Source organism: Oceanobacillus sp. NCCP-135, from assembly GCF_059698015.1.
Genome location: NZ_BAAKSZ010000013.1, coordinates 89,279 through 107,842 on the forward strand (window position 1 = coordinate 89,279; position 18,564 = coordinate 107,842).

An 18,564-nucleotide genomic window follows, 5' to 3' on the forward strand; every position below is an offset into this window, starting at 1 on the left:
GCATGTTTTCACGGTGATCCACAAACGGATCTGCTTTCGGTTTACCGCTTTCCACTACCATATCTGGTTTCACTTCGGCCAAACAGGCTCGGACACCCGGAGTTTCATCAACGGTTACACGACACTCAAAACAATGCCCAATATTGCAATAAATACCCCGTGGTGATGCTGATCTTTCATGTACTCTAAGTGTACGGACACCATTGGCAAGCAGGGCAGAAGCGATGGTATCTCCTTCATATGCCTGATAGTCCTTTCCGTCAAACGTAAACATAAACGCTGTTTCTTTCTTTAATTTTCCCAGTACAGGGTGATCCATGATTCGATTATTTGTCACCTTTATTACCTCCTAACACGGATAATGATACCGGTCTGACAGGTGGCTGGACTTTCAGCGGGAGATCATTACCGGGTTTTTCTCCTGTTGCTTCTTCTAGAGCTGCATTGATTAGCGGTCTGCACGTACGTCCCCCGCAGTATCCCATGCCGGCGCGCGTACGCAGCTTCACTTCACGTGCTGAGCATTGATACGTTTCAGCAGTGTGTTTGATGTCTTCCAGTGATACTTCCTCACATCTACAAACAACCAATTTTTCCATGGCTCATTTCTCCTTTTATCATGATTTGAACAATTCCTGAATGTTAGCTTGTGCTTTTGGTTAAAAGATCGCTTTGAATTGTATGGTAAATGAATTGACAGATTCCACAAATCTATTCTAACATAGACGATAGATTAATTTTCACAAAAAAACAGAAAAAATGAAAGCTCTTTCTTCAATTTTTAGTAAAAGGAGATATACCATGGGAAATAAAAATCATGCTGATGTGGTGATTATCGGCGGTGGTATTGTCGGCTGTTCGATTGCCTATTACGTTGCAAAAGCCGGTATGGACTGTATGTTGATTGAAAAAAATGATATCGCAAGTGGTACATCATCCAGATGTGATGGTAATGTATCCATCGTTGACAAAGATCCTGGCTTTGACAGTCAGATGTCCTGGAAAAGTCAGGAGCTCATTGCTGAACTACAGCATGAACTAGAGCTGCCGTATGAGTACCGGGCACTTGGCAGTATCCTAGTATGTGACAACGATGACGAAGCAGAGGCAGCAAAGGAATGGGTGAAAACGCAAAGTGATTCTGGACTCAAGTTCAATTTCCTGACAAATGCCGACATACGCAAAGAGTCTCCGTATTTTGCCCATGATATTCCAGGTGGGCTGGAATGCGAAACAGACTCCCTGATTAACCCGTACTTATTTTGTTACTCTCTGATCGATAAAGCAAAAAAATATGGCTTAAAACTAAAGCTAAATGCAGAAGTGACCTCCATAGCAAAGAAAAAAGATTTTACTGTCGAGACATCGTCAGGCACCATCACAGCGAAAAAAGTTGTGAATGCAGCGGGAGTATGGGCACCGTTTATCGGTGAAATGCTCGACCTGAAGATCCCGATTGTACCGAGAAAAGGACATATTATGGTAGGATCCAGAGCAAACCCAGTGATGCTGCGGAATGTGATGGAATTTGGTTACTTAATGAATAAATTCGGTCGTCAGCGCAACGTTGATCCAATCACGGAGAAACACGGTGTTGCACTTGTTCTCGAGCCAACAGACAGCCAGAACTTCCTGCTTGGAAGCAGTCGGGAGTTTGTCGGCTATGACGAACAGGTAAATATGGACGTTGTCCGCAGCATCGCAAACCGGGCACTCCGATTCTTCCCTTCCATGAATGATTTTAATATGATCCGTACGTACACTGGATTCCGCCCGTTTACAGAAGACCATTTGCCGATCGTCTCCGCAGTAGATGAAATCCCCGGCTTTTATATCGCTGCCGGACATGAGGGGGATGGCATCAGCATGGCCTCTGTCACCGGAAAATTAGTCGAAGAGCTCGTGCAAGGAAAAGAAGAAACGATTATCCCGACAGATCCATTGAAATTCGAACGCTTTCAAGCCGCAACCGTATAATCGCTGATATGACTTTAGGGGGTGCATAACCGTGCACCCCCCATTTATTTTGCTCATGTACAGAGCCAATCATTTATTCCCACATGAAAGAATAATATCTCCATTTTGCAAGTCACACAACCATGAACAGGATTTGCTCCACCATTGGTGATATCCTAATAGTCCATAACAAACTAATGATGAAGTGCTGGAGAAATGGCCATCCTAATTAGAGATGAAAGTTGAGAGATAAAGCGGCTAAGTTGAGAGATACTGGGTGAAAGTTGAGAGATACAGCGGCTAAGTTGAGCGATACTGGGTGAAACTTGAGAGAAAATAAGGGAATTTACAATTATCTCTCAACTTTATAGGCTTTTCTCTCAACTTCAAACACTCTTCTCTCAACTTCATAAGTCCTTCTCTCAACTTTTCCTTATTTTAGCAAAAACACGAGTGAATTTTATACTTATCGTTATAAAAAAGCGGTTGCCGCAACCACGGAACAGGGTGTCCTCCTATTTGTGATGGATTTATAAGACTGCTGAGTGTTACATTTCTACCATCAGTTTTACCAGTATTTGTAATATGGTTCACCGTACCGGTTTGTAGAGTGAAATAAATAACAAATGGAGGGGTATTTTGCGACCTCTCCTTAATTAAATATATGAATAAATGTATGAAATGACATTTTGTTTACATTTATTAAGTCATTAAAGGCATTAAATGTATATAAAATGTCTAATAAAGTGAAAATTCATTCAGTGGGGGTATTACTGCCCGTGAATGCGTGGTAAGTATATTTACTATGTGAAATTACTCGTCAAGAACATATTTGGCTCTTTATAATAGAAATAACTTCAATTAATAAATCATCACGGATGGCTATAAAGGTCAGTTCCCCACAACGCTTATACTTTAACACAGCGAGGAACTGACTCTTTCAATGATGGCAATAACCCGAGTAAAAATCTCCAAAATTCAGCAGTGAATATAACAAATTTAAACCTTCAGGAAGTGCATGACCTTATATTTTACATACCTACCCATTAATTTCTGCGATCTAATCGACATCTTTATTATAACTAATCCCTTTCACCTGTATCTTCTAAGGGTATATAATTATATATTTCGCCAGATTTAGTAAGTTTGGTAAGCTTTTCCAACCAATGATAATAGACCATGGCATCATCGAGTTGTTGGTAATGCAGCCTAGCTTTTTCTCGCAATGCTTCATCTGTCTCACTATTTTCCATCACCTCATGAAGTTGATCTTGAGCCTTCTTAATACTAACCAAAAACATACTCACTTCTCGCTCCCATTTCATACCAAAAAATTGAGAGAAATAATTGAAGAAATTTTTTTCAGCCATGAAGGAATCTTTTCTTGAGCCTTTCTGCCATACCTTTTGAACGATATTGATTTCTTGAAGCTTCCTAACAGATGTACTCATGCTTGGTTTACTCATACCAAGTGCATCTTTCATTTCATCTAGGGTAATAGGTTGATGTTTAAAATACATGGTGGCATACAGACGTCCTACAGAAGGGGTAACACCATAAAGATCCATCGTTTCTGAAATCGTATTAATCATCATACTTTCAGCTTGGGCGATTTTTTCTTTGGCTTTTTCATTAGTAACATTATTTCGATTTTCTTCCATTGTGGCACCTCTTTTTACCGAAAATAAGAGCATTTTTTAATTAAATTGATTTATAATAAATTAAACGTTTCTTTCATTTTATAATCAGTATCACGAAGATGCAACTTAAATTTACCAAAAGCATTCTTAGAAATATCTCTCTTAAAAATTATTCTTCATGGAAAAGGGACGATTCTCTCATTGAATCGTCCCTTGCCTTACATTACTTCATCCATTTTTCAATTACATCCTGATTTTCTTCCACCCAAATTTGTGCACCATTAATAGGATTGTCTTTGTTTTCTTTAATCATAAGCATTAATTCTCCAAGTTGCTTGTCGCTTAAATTAAAGTTTTTCAACCAATTACTAACCTTTTCATGGTCTGCGTCAAATTCATCTCGGGTTGCCATATAAATTTTTTCAACTTCACCAAAGGTTTTTTTTGGATCTTCCAAGAACTTTAAGTCCACTTCAGAGAACACATAATGTGGTTTCCATAGCGGTGCAACGATCGGTTCTTTTTCTTCCACCGCATTCTTAATGGAGGTAATCATTGCTGCCGTACTGCTCGCAACCAATTCATAATCAAGACCGTATTCCTTGATTACATCTTGCGTTACCAACATTGTACCTGCCCCAGATTCAAAACCGATTATTTCGCCATCGAATTTTTCTTTGTTTTCATTTAAATCGCTAATGCTATTTATATCTTCCATATACGTTGGAACAGCCAAGCCAACTTTCCCATTTTCATACCATGGATCTTCGAAAAAATTAACTTCTTCTTTATACTGTTCATAGTAACTCTTATCTTGTACCGGCAACCAAATCTCCGGTGCCACATCTAAATCTCCTGAAGATAAAGCGGCCATCTGAGGACCCATTTCAAGAAGTTTGAACTCCACGTCATAACCTTCATCTTCCAGAATAGCCTTCCACAAATTGGTCACTGCAATATTTTCAGGCCAATTAATCTGTCCAATCGTGATTGTGCCACTGCTTTCATTCGATTCGCCAGAGGAACTGTCCGAATCGGCACTTCCACTAGTCGAACCACAAGCCGCTAGTACAAAAAGTATCATAGTAAATAAAATGAATGGAGTTATTCTGCGAAATTTCATTGATTATCAAACACCTTTCCAATTTATATTTTGGCAAACATCTAGTAAAAAGCACACACCTTTGCTTAAGGATGCTCGTAAATAATTTTGGATTACTACTTTCGCCCCCTTTATTAAATAAAATAAATACATTTAATAAATTTTAAATATATTACTATATGTAAATAGGTTAACGAAAGATTTTGATTTGTCAAATCGGAATATTTCGTTCATCTCGTTTCAATACTGTTGTAGCAAGGATGAAACAATTTCATATTTTTTCAATGTTTGACAAGTAATTATAAGTACTGTTAGGATAATTGTATTAATAAAATTTAATTTTTATTTAACAAATTTAATAATATAGTACCCAAAGGAGTGATGATTTGCGCTTACAAAGAATGTATATAAATGGTGAGTGGGTGAACGCCAAATCAGGAGAAACACGAGATATCATTAACCCATATAATCAAGAAGTCATTGCAACTGCTTGTGAAGGAAATGAAGAAGATTCTCGAGCAGCCATTCAAGCAGCAAGGGTAGCATTTGATGAAGGAAACTGGAGCACATTACCTGCCAGTGAACGTGGTGAGCTCGTTTACAGAATAGGTACATTGATTCGTCGAGACTTGCAGGAACTGGCTGAATTGGAGACATTGGATACAGGTAAAACAGTCCAAGAAAGCCGTGCTGATATGGCCGACATCGCTAACGTATTTTTTTATTTCGGTGGTTTAGCAGATAAAAACGGCGGTGATGTCATTGAATCACCGATACCAAACAGTGAGAGTAAAGTTGTTCGCGAGCCCGTTGGTGTTTGTGGTCAAATCACACCATGGAATTATCCTTTATTACAAGCCGCATGGAAAATTGCACCAGCGTTAGCAGCAGGTAACACCATTGTTATGAAACCGAGTGAAATCACACCATTAACAACGGTTAAAGTCTTTGAACTAATAGAAGAAGTTGGTATACCAAAGGGTGTAGCCAACTTAGTGCTAGGTTCCGGGGCATCTGTTGGCGCAGAACTATCTGCCAATGATGACGTTGATTTAATTTCATTCACTGGTGGCATTGATACTGGTAAAACCATCATGCAGGCAGCCAGTCATAATGTGAAGAAAATCGCACTTGAGCTCGGCGGAAAGAATCCGAATATCGTATTTGCCGATGCTGACTTTGAAACAGCGGTTGATCAAGCATTAAATGCTGTATTTTTCCATGCAGGACAAGTTTGCTCTGCGGGATCTAGGCTGTTAATTGAAGAGAGCATTCATGATGAATTTGTTGAAGCACTCGTTGAACGAACGAAACAAATCAAATTAGGCAATGGGTTTGATGAAGACACACAAAGCGGTCCGATGATTTCTGCAGAACACCGAGCGAAAATTGAAAGCTATGTGGAAATAGGTCAAAAAGAAGGAGCCAAACTAGCTGTTGGCGGCAAGCGCCCTGATGATCCAGAATTGCAAAACGGCTTTTTCTATTTACCTACCATATTTACCAACTGTACAAACACTATGCGCATCGTCCAGGAAGAAATATTCGGGCCGGTATTGACAGTAGAAACTTTCGAGACCAAGGAGGAAGCTGTTAAATTAGCGAACGATACGATATATGGTTTAGCTGGAGCCGTGTGGACGCAAGATTTGAATAAGGCAGAATTTGTCGCAGCACGCTTACGAATGGGTACCGTTTGGATCAATGACTTCCATCCTTATTTTGCACAAGCACCATGGGGCGGTTATAAGCAATCAGGCATTGGCCGTGAACTTGGTCCAGAAGGTATGGAAGAATATACCGAAGTTAAGCATATTTATCGTAACAAACAACCGAAACCTGTTAAATGGTTTAAATAATTTTGCTGAAAATCTATATCTTATACCCAATAGCTCTAAGCCTTCTTTCATAGAAAGGTTTAGAGCTAATCTTGAGTTTGTCCCAACATGTGCCTTATACATTTTGCGAAATCTAGAACACTACCTCTAGATTTACAAGTTTAAAAAACCATGTTATGTTTATATTATTCTATACGTTAAAAATATTTTTAACTAATTAAATGATACAGTCAAAGAAGAGGAAATAGATTGCTAGCTTCGTTAAGTACAATGAAACTTCGCCAATCATGTCAACAACCAAAAAGCGTTTGGATATGTTTTCAACTTCTTTTGTATACTGTATTCCATTTAACAATCCTGGTTCAATCACATTTTACGGGGAGGGTGGGATCAGTTGGGTTATTCGGAATCGGTATAATGTGTATTTTAAAGAAACAAACCTATTAATTTCCCCGTACTTTGTGAAAGATCTACAATCTTTAAGGAGGTATTTCAGATGAATCAAACATACGATTATGTAATTGTTGGAGGAGGTAGTGCAGGTTCTGTACTCGGTAACCGCCTAAGTATAGATGAAAATAGCAGTGTTCTTGTTCTGGAAGCAGGACGCAATGATTACTTTTGGGATTTATTTATTCAAATGCCGGCAGCTTTGATGTTCCCATCAGGCAACCGTTTCTATGACTGGATCTATTCCACGGACGCTGAGCCTTATATGAATGGACGTCGTGTCGCACATGCTCGGGGGAAAGTGCTAGGGGGATCAAGTTCCATAAATGGCATGATATACCAACGTGGCAATCCGATGGACTATGATCGGTGGGGATCTAAGCCTGGCATGGAAAATTGGGATTTTGCCCATTGCCTTCCATACTTTAAACGACTGGAAACAACCTTTGGAGCAGATTCATCTGATGAGTACCGCGGTCACCATGGTCCAGTTAAATTAAAGCGTGGACCGGCAACAAATCCTTTATTTCAGGCTTTTTTCGATGCAGCTGTTCAGGCTGGTTACACCAGAACACCTGATGTAAACGGTTTTCGTCAAGAAGGCTTTGGTCCATTTGACAGTCAAGTGCATAACGGAAGACGGGTTTCTGCCTCACGAGCATATTTACGCCCTGCCATGCAACGCAAAAATCTTACCGTAAAGACACGTGCTTTTGTTACCAGTATCAATTTTGATGGTATCAGAGCGCAAGGTGTAACATACCAAAAGAATGGAAAAACCTATCATGTTAACGCACGTGAAGTTATTCTTTCCGGTGGAGCATTCAACACGCCGCAATTATTACAATTATCCGGTGTAGGAAACGCTGAACATTTACGCTCACTTGGCATTAACCCAATCGTTGACTTGCCGGGTGTAGGTGAAAACCTTGAGGATCATCTCGAAGTATATATTCAGCACGCTTGTCCGCAGCCCGTTTCAGAACAGCCTAGCTTAAATAAAGCGAAAATGCCTTGGATAGGCTTGCAATGGCTGCTTGGCCGTACTGGACCAGCAGCATCGAACCATTTTGAAGGTGGTGGATTCGTCCGTTCGAATGAAGAGGTTGATTACCCAAATCTGATGTTCCATTTCCTCCCGCTTGCGGTTCGATATGATGGACAAAAAGCGGATACGAAGCATGGATTCCAGGTACACGTCGGACCAATGTATTCCAACTCCCGAGGAAGCTTGAGAATTCGTTCACGAGATCCTTTCCAGCATCCAAGTATCGTATGTAACTATCTGTCTACCGAAGAGGATCGAAATGAATGGATTGAAGCAATCCGCGTATCACGAGAAATCCTTTCTCAGCCAGCGTTAGCGCCTTACAGTACAGGTGAAATTTCACCCGGGCTCTCTGTTCAAACAGATGAGGAAATTCTGGAATGGGTAATGAAGGATGCGGAAACAGCACTTCATCCATCCTGCACGGCAAAAATGGGACCAGCTTCCGACCCGATGGCAGTCGTAGACCCAGAGAGCATGAAGGTTCATGGCCTGGACAATGTGCGTGTAGTTGATGCATCTGCTATGCCACATACAACAAATGGAAATATCCATGCACCGGTGTTAATGCTGGCGGAAAAAGCAGCGGATATTATCCGTGGACAAAAACCATTGTCGCCCGAATATAAAGATTATTACCGTCATGGCGTTCACCCAGCAAACGCAGGCACAGTTAAGGAGTAAGTTATTGTTGGGAGGACTCTTTAAGGGAACAATCGAAAGTTTTCTGTAAAAGAAGGCATAACTAGCGGATTTAATCTGCTCGTTGTACCTTCTTCTTGTTTTATGTAAATGACTATGGGATCAGTGCCCAATGTCATCAAGAGACTACCCAAGCAGGGATCAAAAAAGGGATATGGCTACTTTTACCTTTAAAGTAAAATATATCACAAGCGAGGATAAACTATATGATAGTTTGTCCGCCTATTTGTAATGGATTTATTAGACTGCGGAGATAGATCGTTAATTTAGAAACTTTTAATAGTTGTGCTACTTCCTCGGTTGTATAGGATTTTTTAGCCACTTATAAGCCTTCTTTGATATAAATTAGTTATATCTAGTTTTACCATTATTGGAACATTTCTAGTTGTATCCCTTCATCAAAAGCACGTATAATTATATTTAGTTATAGCTAGATATAAGGAGATGAACTACAGTGAAAAATAACTATCTAAAACTGATGATATCACTCACCATTCCACTTCTGATAGTTACTAGTGGTTGTTCTTCAAATAAATCACAAGAAAATAGTGTATCTGAATTAAAAATTGCTGCTGCGTCCGACTTGGCGTTGGCCTTTAATGACATAGGAAAATTATTTGAAGAAGAAACAAACTCAAAAGTTACCTTTTCATTCGGGTCAACGGGACAGTTAGCAGATCAAATTGAAAACGGTGCACCTTTTGACCTATACGCTGCTGCTAACATCAAATTTGTTGATCAATTGAGAGAAAAGGACCTAATCATTCCAGAAACACAAACAACATATGCATTTGGTAGAATTGGCCTTTCAACTCTTCCTGATCGTCCCTTAACAATAAAGAATTTAGAAGATTTATTAAAACCAGAAGTGAAAAAGGTTGCCATCGCTAACCCTGATCATGCCCCTTATGGATTAGCAGCAAAACAAGCAATTAAATCGGCTGGGTTATGGGAAGAGCTAGAAGGAAAGTTAGTGTATGGCAGAAATATTTCAGATACTCTCGCATTTATCGAAACGGGAAATGCTGAGGTAGGTATAATCGCTCTATCTCTTTACAAAGAAGACGAAGTTACTTTTCATATAATTGATGATCAGTTGCATGCTCCGCTTGAACAGTCTATTGCTGTTATAAGACGTACAGACCAAGAAGAATTGGCAAAGCAATTCATTGGCTTCATTAAGGGGCCAATAGGAAAACCTATCATGGAGAGTTATGGTTTTATCGTACCGGAGGGAAAGTAAATGTTAGAGGGAATTAATTTATTTCCACTATTTTTATCATTTAGAGTTGCTCTAACTGCAACTCTACTTACATTTATAATTGGAATTCCCATTGCCTATTTCCTCAATCGGTCAAATGGAAAGTTAGCAGATATTATCGATACATTAATAACCTTACCTATTGTCCTTCCACCAACCGTCATAGGTTATTATTTACTTGTTTTATTAGGGAGACAAAGTTCAATCGGAAAATTTCTAGAAGATCGATTTGATATAACGATTGTCTTTACACCAACTGGTGCTGTAGTAGCGGCCCTCATTGTATCAATACCTTATTTGATTAAATCAGCAAGGTCTGCATTTGCCGAAATTGACCCAACATTGTTGAATGCTGCAAGAGTATTAGGAAGATCAGAATTCAATATTTTCATTACAGTGATTATCCCTCTTGCTTGGAGAGGGATTGCTGCAGGGATTACACTTGCATTTGCAAGAGCCCTTGGTGATTTCGGGGCAACACTTATGATTGCAGGAAGCATTCCAAATGAAACAATGACGATGCCGATTGCTATTTATGACGCATTACTAGCAGGTAATCGTGATTTGGCTAATATCCTAGTCGTAATCATGACTTCTGTGTCGGTGAGTGTATTATACATTATTAATCGACTGGGAAAACGATTGCGTAAGGGGGATAATTGATTTATGCTGAACGTCAAAATCGCAAAAACACTAAAGCACTTTCAATTAAATGCTGAATTTGCCGTCGGAACAGGAATTACAGGTATCATTGGTCCTTCAGGTTGTGGAAAAAGTCTCACATTACAGTGCCTTGCTGGTCTTCAAAAACCAGCTATGGGTGAGATTCTATTAAATGGACAACCTCTTTACCAATCTAATAAGCGAATTAATATTAAATCGAGGGATCGAAATATAGGTTATGTATTTCAAAACTATGCTCTTTTTCCACATTTAACGGTTGAGAAGAATATTGAATATGGACTAAAGGGACAAACAAAGATTGAAAAAATGGAAAAAGTTTCAAACATACTAAAAAAGGTCCAACTCTCTGGCTATGAAAAACACTATCCAAATCAACTTTCTGGTGGGCAACAACAACGGGTAGCACTTGCTCGAACTTTAATAACAGAACCTAGTTTACTCTTATTAGATGAGCCTTTTTCTGCTTTAGACCATCATGTTAAACACATTCTTGAGCAAGAACTATTAAATATTTTGAGAGAAAATTATTCAGGCATTGTTCTACTTGTAACCCATAACATGGAAGAAGCCTATCGACTTTGTGACCATTTAATCCTTTATGATAAGGGAACTATTATTCAGTCAGGAAAAAAAGATGAAGTTTTTAAAAAACCAGCAAATAGATCAGCAGCAAAAATCATTGGGTGTAAAAATATCCTACCTGTCAATTCAGTAACAGAAGTTTCAGACCACTTAGAGTGTGAAGTTCAAGGTATAAAATTAAAAGTTCAAAAACAGGTAGTTTCCCCTGATATTACACATGTTGGTATTTATTCCGAAAATATTCATTTTAAAAAATTCGACACGCACTCAGATAACTTGTTTCACTTTTCTATTACTGAAATGATAAAAGGCATTCACCAAACTAATATATCTTTATTAATTGAGAATACATTTAGTATAGATGCTTCTATTCCCAATAATAAAATTGATTCTCTGTTAGAAGGGAATTATAAGGTAGAACTTTCACCAAGACATATGTTTTTGTTAGAAAATAGATAATTAGTGGAGGAAACCAAATGGGTAATAAGTAAAAAGCAGCTAGCGCATTTCTTTTCGGTATCCCTCAAATGAATTAGGAATCACATTGGATGATCAGGCTGAGTCTTTTACCGCAAAAGACGAATAGCCTTTTTAATCACAAAAAAGTTAGGAGAACAATCAATGACTAAAATTCAAACGATGGCAGATGTTCATGCTTTAAAAGCAGATGAACATTTGCCTTCTTTTTATGTAAAGGAAATTAAAAACCAATTTTTAATATGGTATGAAGCTGAAAATGATGGAGAATCATTAGATGAATTTAGCTTGCCACCCTATTCCTGTATCTACCATTTTGATAAAGAAGAAGACATGCAGATGTTAATTGATCACATGAATGCAATGGAATGTGTAGAAGTTGAAAAAATAGATGGATAGAAATATTTCAGAATTGGTCTCATGCTAGACCATCAACGGGAACAGGGAGAAAAACTGGATTACTTACAGGTATTTGAACTTGAGAACAAGCAAGATAAGCAACACATCATCCAAAGACAAAAAATACCTGAAAGAAAGTGCGAGTGCCTGATTCCGTTAAAATATGCATCATCCATCCGTAAGTGGTACCGTTTGGTGTATAGATGATGGAGCTTATCAAACAATGTTGCTTCCTAGTGATTACTGAGGGGTGGGTAGACATGAATAATAAGGAAATTATTAAAGAACTAGTTATAGAAATTCTTGGGTGACTAGGAAAAGGTGAAGTAATCAAATATAAAGAGCGTTACGATTATGGTGAACGTAATTGTAACGCTAATTTTTTTCATCGATAGATTTATTTTTTCTGTCTAATTCCATTACATATTTGAACAGTAGTGTAGGAGAAATACGAATGATAATTAACCTATTTAATGATATCATAGAAACTAACAATCCATGTTAAACTATTATTCAATTAATTGCTCTTATATTAAAATTAAATAATGAAAAATCTATAGTAGGAGACAATTCTATGAAAAAAAATAAAATAAATATAGATATGGATACCGCACTTGAACAAGTATTAAAAATACCTGGTGTAAAAATAGGGAGAGAAAGCTTTCTAACCAATACGTTTTCAGAACTTGTAACTCCGGCAATACTTGAAGAGATTTTAAAAGAAGGACCTTATATAGCTGGAGTAAAAAAAGAAGTTTTAGATAATATTGCTATTTCCAGAATTTAAAAAAATACCCTGTCAAGTACATCCGCTTCATTTATAGCTGGATTGCCTGGTGGAATTGCGATGACAGCAACAATACCCGCAGACATCATGCAATTTTTAGGTGTTTCTCTTAGATTAGCCCAAGAATTAGCCTACCTATATGGACACAAAGATTTGTGGTTAGAAGAATACAGTGATACAGAGGATGCTAGAAATAAGCTCTTACTATTTTTGGGTGTGATGTTTGGGGTTGGAGGAACAACTTCAGCAGTAAAATTTTTATCATCTGGATTTTCAAAAGCAATCCTCAAAAAATTACCTCAACAAGCTCTTACTAAGACTTTATTTTATCCGATAATAAAAAAGGTTACAGGTTATGTTGGTGTTAAACTCACGAAAGATTCATTTGCAAAAGGTGTTTCCAAGATTGTCCCAGTATTAGGCGGTGTTGTCTCCGGATCAATAACATATGTCACCATGGGTCCGATGGGAAAGAAATTAGCAGATGCATTGTCGGATTCATTGACTCTAAATAAAGAGGATATAATGGATGAGTATAAAGTTATGAAAGATAATTTTCCTGACATTATCGATGTTGATTTTGAAGAAATTATACTTGAAGAAGAGTGATAATCACTAATCGGTAGTACAAGTAAATGTGTGTTGTTGTTTAAGTCTAGTATTAAAAAAATAATCTTTTTTAAAAGAGAGGAAAATAAATAATGACTACATCTATAGAAGTAAATAAACAGAGTGTTAAGCAACTATTAGAAACAGGAAAAGCAAATAAATTTATTATTCCTGAATATCAACGTCCATATGCATGGACTGACGAACAGATTCAAACACTTTTTGAAGACTTAGCAGAGTATACAGAAAATAATAATGAAAGCACTTATTTTCTAGGAACGATTGTTTCTTATGAAAGTGATAGTGGTGAACAAGAAATCATAGATGGTCAACAGCGAATAACATCTTTATTCTTATTGTTACGGGCGCTTTACTCCAAGCTTAATTCTATGACAGAAACAAAAGAAGTGGCAAACTTCAAAGGACAGATAGAATCAGCATTGTGGGAACAAGATGAATTAACAGCTGAGGTTAACTTTGAAAGAGCTCTTATTGAATCTAGAGTTATAAGTGATGAGGGAAACAAAATTTTTGGTCAGATTCTTGTTAATGGTACTACTGAAGAAACTGCAAAAGATAACTATTCACTTAACTATAAGCTATTTACAGAGCTAATTGAGAATTATGCTACAAATGAACCGGAGTTATTTTTTTGGTTTATTAGGAATATTTTAAACAAGGCAATTTTGTTACCAATCACAGCAGATTCCCAAGATACAGCTTTAACAATCTTTTCAACTCTTAACGATAGAGGGTTAGCTTTATCGGATGCTGATATTTTTAAAGCGAAAATCTATAATAATCTAAGCATTGAAAAGAGATCTGTTTTCATTGAGCAATGGCAACAACTTGATGATGAAGCGACAGATGCTAGTGAAAGTATTCAAAAACTATTCTATTATTATATGTTCTATTTAAGAGCATTAGAAAATGATAGAAATACCACAACTCCAGGGCTAAGAAAGTATTATTCAAGAAATAACTTTGAACAGTTATATAAAACTGATATTATAACAAACTTAAATTCAATGCTGAATTTGTGGAAAGTGGTTAATAATCGTGTAGAAATAGAAGATGAGGATTGGTCTAAAAATATCGAGATTAAACAAACACTTGATGGGTTATCATCGTATCCAAATGAATTTTGGAAATATCCAGTAGTTATTTATTATCTTAACCATCATGATTTACCAAATTTTGAAGCACTTTTTTTAAGGTTCCTTAAAAACTTACTTGCTATTTTAGCAGCTCGCTACATAGTTACGCCAACTATTAATGCAGTCAAACGAGGAATTTTAAATTTAAATTCTGAAATTATTAATTCGCCTACACCTATATTTAATTTTAATAAGGTGGATGAACAAGAACTAAAAATTAAGATTAAAACGGCTCATCGTAACACTGTTCGGATGATTCTAAAGATCCTTGCCTATCAAAAGCAGGAGCATCTCCTTCCTGGTAAATGGGAGATTGAGCATATTCTACCCCGAAGGTGGCAATCTAGTTATTTTCCAAATAATTCTGATGAAGAGGTAAAAGAACTTGTGGAACATATAGGAAATAAAATACCTTTTGAGAAAAAGCTTAATATCATTGCAAGTAACGGGTATTTTTTTAAAAAACAAGAGAGTTACAAGAAGTCCGAAGTTCAAATCTTATTAAATTTATCTAGCGAACATAAAGACTGGGGAATGGATGAAATTCGAGAGAGAGACATACGAGTTTCTGATGAACTGTTAAATATATTAAATAATTGGGGATTAAATCAACCCGATTTTCTAAGTCAAAATGAAGAACAACCAACTCCACCCCCCACCCCTGAAGATTTAAGAGCAATAAGGGAATTAAAAAGAAAAGGTCTAATTTAAAATCTTGTTTTTAAAAGCTATGAAATTGACCAAGTGACTTAATTTCATAGCTTTAACTATACTCAAAACCGCACTTAGATACGTCATGGTTCACCGTAAACGTTGGATAGGGTAAAAATTTAAATCAAGATATACTTTATATCTAATATGAACAAATAAAGACCCGTAAATCTAAATATAGAAATACGGGCTTTTTCTAAAGAGCTATTATTGCATTACAGATAATACTTCAGTTGACTCAACTTTATCATCGGCTGGAATCTTACATTCGAAATCAACTTTAAGCCACCAGTAGGAAGTAGACTTTTCATTTATATATATGACTCGTACAATCGGATCTGCATCTTGTTCTAGAAGAGCATATATGGCCATCTGTAGAATCCAGGAACATATCCTAAGTGTTTACCACCTTTGGTATAAACCCCCACTGCATGTGGATCACCAGGATTTGTAGACTCTTTCCGTAATTCTAGCGATCCATTAATTGCCAGCCAATCTGGCCAAGCTGCAGGTAAATTCCGATGACGCATTCCATGAACAAAAAAGCTTGAATATAGGTTACCATCACTTTCACGGCGTAATGGTTGCTCAAAAGAATAGGTATCATTTGCTAAACGACCTCGAGTTTGCCGCAAGAAATCCATTTTTGTAGAATTATCGTTCAGACCCAAATCACTCATAATAGCTCTAAAATCTGAGCGATCGGAAGAAGGTAAACGACGATCGAATACAGGAAAAAGTACTTTTGACTTTTAAACCTTTTTTATATTGGGAAATGCAGGATGCGGCATATATCCGTTATCAAGTGCTTCTTTAAGCTTGCGATGTCCAGATCCATAGTTTGTATAAAAGAACTCAAAGTGACCGTCGTAATGAGAAAGAGTTCCAATATGATAGTACAATCGACTTTTGTTGTCTTGCCATACAACTAAAAGCGTATGAACGTTACTTATTCAATGTTTGTTTCCTCCTTTCCAATCCACTCTAAGATTTTTCCTCTTCTAAATGGTATAATATTCAATAACCAATCTCTTTGTGCTTCACTTAAAGTAAAAAGAAGCTTGGCTGAAGTGCCTAGCTCCCTTTTTTCATCTTTCTATTAGCATGTATTTTCAAATCCTGCAATGCCAATATCATTTCAGCGAACGTTACATCGTCCTAACGTTTTTATTCCCGCTACTCACCTAATCCCGCACCATTTCATTCACCTACCGCATTTCAACCGGACTTTCCCAATACTCCATATAATCCCTCTCTATTTTCTTACCCAGCTGCGCTTCAATCTGATACACTAACGCATTCCATTTACCATTTCTTGCTTGTTCACTTTTAGCGGTTTGAACATCTTTAGCCTTTTTCAATAACCGTTTTTCGATTCTTTGATCAAGATAACCTTGATCTTCCCCTAGTTCCACTAATTCATCCAGTTCAGATAAGGAGAGGATCGCCTCTACAGGAAACACTTCTTCCGTGACATGCCCCGCCCAATCCCGTGCAATAATTTTTATCTCATAGCTCCCAGGTGTATAATCTAGAGGCTCAATAGAAATATCATCTTTCATTGTATTGTCTTCCATCTCAATGATAACTTCAGCTAAATCTCCATCTTCATCATACACATCCACTGGAATTTGATAGGATCCCGTAATATCAAATGTCGTGAAGTCGGGAGTAGGGTTAATGATTGGGGCAGAATCAGAATCTGCCGTCTTTTGGATATCGTCTTCAGCCACCACTAATAATTGATACGTATCTTGAAAAATCGAAGCTACACCAGATACTGAAACTTCTTCTCCTTCTTCATAATTACTTAGAAACGCTTCATAAGAAATATTTGTTCGGTCATCAACGCGCACTCTCGTCCGATTTTCACCATTCCTTACATCAAATTCAAATGCATTCCAGTAAGACACTATATTTTCAATTTCACCTTGAAGCTTAACACGTTGTCCTTGATTGGCATCGTCTATTTGGTCGACAGCTTCAAATTCTGGGAGTCCACTTTTTCCAATTACTTCGATCTGCTTCAGATCTGAAATTTGCTTTAGACCTTGAAATGTTGTTACGACACCTTCAAGCTTCACTCTATCTCCAGGACAAAACGCCTCATCATGTTGAAACACATAGATCCCTGCCGTTTCATCTTGTAAATAAAAGCCTTGTCCACCGAAGACTCCTGGTTCTGTCGTAATAACACCCTCTACTTCTACAGACTTGCCATCCGCTAAATCACGTGCTTCCTGAATTGATAGTTTAACAGTTTCTTCCGCTTCTCCAATAAGCGCGGGATTTGTAATGACGTTTGTTGAACCTTGGCGCAAGCGTACATTTGCATTTCCATCCGCATTTTCGTCCAGCTGTACGTTTAATGTTTGCTTGGCAATTCCGTCACTATTTGCTGTAAGTGGAAAATCTTCACTATAGCCATAGTTAGCAGGCCAGCTTCCGTCCGCATTTTGGACTTTGGCAACTTGCTTACCACCAGCTAAATAAATACCAAGGTTATATCCCGTAATCGTTTGTCCCGGCTTTAAACCTTCTGCCACTATTTCAATGGTAAAGGGCTCGTTATTTGGCAAAACAGATGGATAGTTCAAGGATAATTCCGGTTCCGCAACCGGATCTTCAGGTGATCCAAAAGAACCTGATGCGAATGTTGCTGGATCAAACCAATCATAAGATTCTAACGGTGCCCTCCAAGGTTCTTCCTGAGGTTCTGTTGAATTCCCAGGTATTTCCTTATCCAAGAATGGAGAAGGTTCATCTAATGGAATACCTGCCTCGGCAAAACTTGCATAGGTTTCATCTTCTGCTAACCAATCAATGATATTTAATAGTAATTCTCCGTTATCTGCGTCTGTAAATCCATCGTACGTTGTTTTCTTTTTACCAGTTTCTTCATTTCGGTATTTCGGTGTCGCATCCTCAACAGGAGAGGAATCCCCAATGAAGGCTGCTTTTCCTTCGTTTAATTTGGAAATAGCGGCATATGGTCCCTCTTCTACTCCACCACCATGATAAATCCCCTCGTCCACTGCTGGTCCCCATTTATCACGTTCATCAAGACCTTCTGGCAAGTAGAGCTAATTGCGAAGTCTCAAAGTGCAAGTGTCCCAAGGTGTTAAGGACAAGGCAAATTTTATTTTCCCCCAATAAAGAGC

18 protein-coding genes and 1 pseudogene are annotated in these 18,564 nt (G+C 37.7%); 10 read left to right on the plus strand and 9 right to left on the minus strand.

What is annotated here, in order from left to right; all coding sequences use genetic code 11:
* Nucleotides 1-40 precede the first annotated feature (40 nt).
* Both AC6HVZ_RS10990 and AC6HVZ_RS10995 read right to left on the minus strand, forming a co-directional pair.
* A pseudogene (locus AC6HVZ_RS10990) lies at nt 41-319 on the minus strand ((2Fe-2S)-binding protein); the annotation flags it as partial.
* A gap of 7 nt (nt 320-326) precedes the next feature.
* On the minus strand, nt 327-599 hold the full coding sequence (locus AC6HVZ_RS10995) for a (2Fe-2S)-binding protein (protein ID WP_497558209.1): 273 nt from the start codon (nt 597-599) through the stop codon (nt 327-329).
* Between the two features lie 202 nt (nt 600-801).
* Here AC6HVZ_RS10995 and AC6HVZ_RS11000 point away from each other — a divergent pair, with 202 nt between their 5' ends.
* Nucleotides 802-1,977 carry an NAD(P)/FAD-dependent oxidoreductase gene (locus AC6HVZ_RS11000; protein ID WP_497558210.1) on the plus strand — a complete coding sequence of 392 codons (1,176 nt, stop codon included), beginning with the start codon at nt 802-804 and terminating at the stop codon, nt 1,975-1,977.
* Nucleotides 1,978-3,038: 1,061 nt separating this feature from the next.
* On the opposite strand, the gene cudC is transcribed toward AC6HVZ_RS11000, so the two are convergent.
* The gene (cudC, locus tag AC6HVZ_RS11005; protein WP_497558211.1) at nt 3,039-3,617 is read right to left on the minus strand and encodes a choline uptake/conversion transcriptional regulator CudC; all 579 of its coding nucleotides are present in this window, start codon (nt 3,615-3,617) and stop codon (nt 3,039-3,041) included.
* 202 nt (nt 3,618-3,819) lie between these two features.
* The gene (locus AC6HVZ_RS11010; protein WP_497558212.1) at nt 3,820-4,719 is read right to left on the minus strand and encodes a glycine betaine ABC transporter substrate-binding protein; all 900 of its coding nucleotides are present in this window, start codon (nt 4,717-4,719) and stop codon (nt 3,820-3,822) included.
* Nucleotides 4,720-5,099: 380 nt separating this feature from the next.
* Between AC6HVZ_RS11010 and betB the strand changes: the two genes are divergently transcribed.
* Nucleotides 5,100-6,557: a betaine-aldehyde dehydrogenase gene (gene betB / locus AC6HVZ_RS11015; RefSeq protein WP_497558227.1), complete on the plus strand. Its 1,458-nt coding sequence runs from the start codon at nt 5,100-5,102 to the stop codon at nt 6,555-6,557.
* Nucleotides 6,558-6,753: 196 nt separating this feature from the next.
* Here the strand turns inward: betB and AC6HVZ_RS11020 are convergent, their stop codons facing one another.
* Nucleotides 6,754-6,906: a hypothetical protein gene (locus tag AC6HVZ_RS11020; RefSeq protein WP_497558213.1), complete on the minus strand. Its 153-nt coding sequence runs from the start codon at nt 6,904-6,906 to the stop codon at nt 6,754-6,756.
* A gap of 126 nt (nt 6,907-7,032) precedes the next feature.
* Between AC6HVZ_RS11020 and betA the strand changes: the two genes are divergently transcribed.
* A complete protein-coding gene (gene betA / locus AC6HVZ_RS11025) occupies nt 7,033-8,718 on the plus strand; it encodes a choline dehydrogenase (RefSeq protein WP_497558214.1) in 1,686 nt (561 codons plus the stop codon).
* Nucleotides 8,719-8,938: 220 nt separating this feature from the next.
* Here betA and AC6HVZ_RS11030 read toward each other — a convergent pair whose 3' ends face one another.
* Nucleotides 8,939-9,058 (minus strand): helix-turn-helix domain-containing protein, encoded by a 120-nt coding sequence (locus AC6HVZ_RS11030; protein ID WP_497558215.1) that lies wholly within the window; start codon nt 9,056-9,058, stop codon nt 8,939-8,941.
* 132 nt (nt 9,059-9,190) lie between these two features.
* On the opposite strand from AC6HVZ_RS11030, the gene modA reads away from it, so the two are divergent.
* The 7 genes from modA (at nt 9,191) to AC6HVZ_RS11065 (ending at nt 15,403) form a co-directional block, all read left to right on the plus strand.
* Nucleotides 9,191-9,979, plus strand: a complete 789-nt coding sequence (gene modA, locus AC6HVZ_RS11035) for a molybdate ABC transporter substrate-binding protein (RefSeq protein ID WP_497558216.1) — start codon at nt 9,191-9,193, stop codon at nt 9,977-9,979.
* Nucleotides 9,980-10,660 (plus strand): molybdate ABC transporter permease subunit, encoded by a 681-nt coding sequence (modB, locus tag AC6HVZ_RS11040; RefSeq protein ID WP_497558217.1) that lies wholly within the window; start codon nt 9,980-9,982, stop codon nt 10,658-10,660.
* Between the two features lie 3 nt (nt 10,661-10,663).
* A complete protein-coding gene (locus AC6HVZ_RS11045) occupies nt 10,664-11,722 on the plus strand; it encodes a sulfate/molybdate ABC transporter ATP-binding protein (protein WP_497558218.1) in 1,059 nt (352 codons plus the stop codon).
* Between the two features lie 162 nt (nt 11,723-11,884).
* Nucleotides 11,885-12,139: a hypothetical protein gene (locus AC6HVZ_RS11050; protein WP_497558219.1), complete on the plus strand. Its 255-nt coding sequence runs from the start codon at nt 11,885-11,887 to the stop codon at nt 12,137-12,139.
* Nucleotides 12,140-12,713: 574 nt separating this feature from the next.
* Nucleotides 12,714-12,926, plus strand: coding sequence for a hypothetical protein (locus tag AC6HVZ_RS11055; RefSeq protein WP_497558220.1), 213 nt, complete (start codon nt 12,714-12,716; stop codon nt 12,924-12,926).
* A gap of 60 nt (nt 12,927-12,986) precedes the next feature.
* A complete protein-coding gene (locus AC6HVZ_RS11060) occupies nt 12,987-13,535 on the plus strand; it encodes a hypothetical protein (protein ID WP_497558221.1) in 549 nt (182 codons plus the stop codon).
* 92 nt (nt 13,536-13,627) lie between these two features.
* Entirely contained in the window at nt 13,628-15,403 is a 1,776-nt protein-coding gene (locus AC6HVZ_RS11065; RefSeq protein ID WP_497558222.1) for a DUF262 domain-containing protein, read from the plus strand.
* 207 nt (nt 15,404-15,610) lie between these two features.
* On the opposite strand, the gene AC6HVZ_RS11070 is transcribed toward AC6HVZ_RS11065, so the two are convergent.
* The 3 genes from AC6HVZ_RS11070 to AC6HVZ_RS11080 all read right to left on the minus strand — a co-directional run bounded on the left by AC6HVZ_RS11070 (nt 15,611) and on the right by AC6HVZ_RS11080 (nt 18,480).
* Complete coding sequence (locus AC6HVZ_RS11070) at nt 15,611-15,775, minus strand: hypothetical protein (protein ID WP_497558223.1); 165 nt, start codon at nt 15,773-15,775, stop codon at nt 15,611-15,613.
* Nucleotides 15,754-16,083: an HIRAN domain-containing protein gene (locus AC6HVZ_RS11075; RefSeq protein WP_497558224.1), complete on the minus strand. Its 330-nt coding sequence runs from the start codon at nt 16,081-16,083 to the stop codon at nt 15,754-15,756. The genes AC6HVZ_RS11070 and AC6HVZ_RS11075 overlap by 22 nt, the downstream gene beginning before the upstream one ends.
* A 528-nt stretch (nt 16,084-16,611) precedes the next feature.
* Nucleotides 16,612-18,480 (minus strand): endonuclease, encoded by a 1,869-nt coding sequence (locus AC6HVZ_RS11080; protein WP_497558225.1) that lies wholly within the window; start codon nt 18,478-18,480, stop codon nt 16,612-16,614.
* Nucleotides 18,481-18,564: the final 84 nt, after the last annotated feature.

Excerpts from the sequence above, each read along its gene's own strand:
- AC6HVZ_RS11070 (WP_497558223.1), bottom strand. The coding sequence starts at position 15,775 with ATGGCCATATATGCTCTTCTAGAACAAGATGCAGATCCGATTGTACGA.
- betB (WP_497558227.1), top strand. The coding sequence starts at position 5,100 with ATGTATATAAATGGTGAGTGGGTGAACGCCAAATCAGGAGAAACACGA.
- AC6HVZ_RS11060 (WP_497558221.1), top strand. The coding sequence starts at position 12,987 with ATGACAGCAACAATACCCGCAGACATCATGCAATTTTTAGGTGTTTCT.
- AC6HVZ_RS11075 (WP_497558224.1), bottom strand. The coding sequence starts at position 16,083 with ATGAGTGATTTGGGTCTGAACGATAATTCTACAAAAATGGATTTCTTG.
- AC6HVZ_RS11000 (WP_497558210.1), top strand. The coding sequence starts at position 802 with ATGGGAAATAAAAATCATGCTGATGTGGTGATTATCGGCGGTGGTATT.
- AC6HVZ_RS10995 (WP_497558209.1), bottom strand. The coding sequence starts at position 599 with ATGGAAAAATTGGTTGTTTGTAGATGTGAGGAAGTATCACTGGAAGAC.
- AC6HVZ_RS11065 (WP_497558222.1), top strand. The coding sequence starts at position 13,628 with ATGACTACATCTATAGAAGTAAATAAACAGAGTGTTAAGCAACTATTA.
- betA (WP_497558214.1), top strand. The coding sequence starts at position 7,033 with ATGAATCAAACATACGATTATGTAATTGTTGGAGGAGGTAGTGCAGGT.
- AC6HVZ_RS11055 (WP_497558220.1), top strand. The coding sequence starts at position 12,714 with ATGAAAAAAAATAAAATAAATATAGATATGGATACCGCACTTGAACAA.
- cudC (WP_497558211.1), bottom strand. The coding sequence starts at position 3,617 with ATGGAAGAAAATCGAAATAATGTTACTAATGAAAAAGCCAAAGAAAAA.
- modB (WP_497558217.1), top strand. The coding sequence starts at position 9,980 with ATGTTAGAGGGAATTAATTTATTTCCACTATTTTTATCATTTAGAGTT.
- AC6HVZ_RS11010 (WP_497558212.1), bottom strand. The coding sequence starts at position 4,719 with ATGAAATTTCGCAGAATAACTCCATTCATTTTATTTACTATGATACTT.
- AC6HVZ_RS11050 (WP_497558219.1), top strand. The coding sequence starts at position 11,885 with ATGACTAAAATTCAAACGATGGCAGATGTTCATGCTTTAAAAGCAGAT.
- AC6HVZ_RS11045 (WP_497558218.1), top strand. The coding sequence starts at position 10,664 with ATGCTGAACGTCAAAATCGCAAAAACACTAAAGCACTTTCAATTAAAT.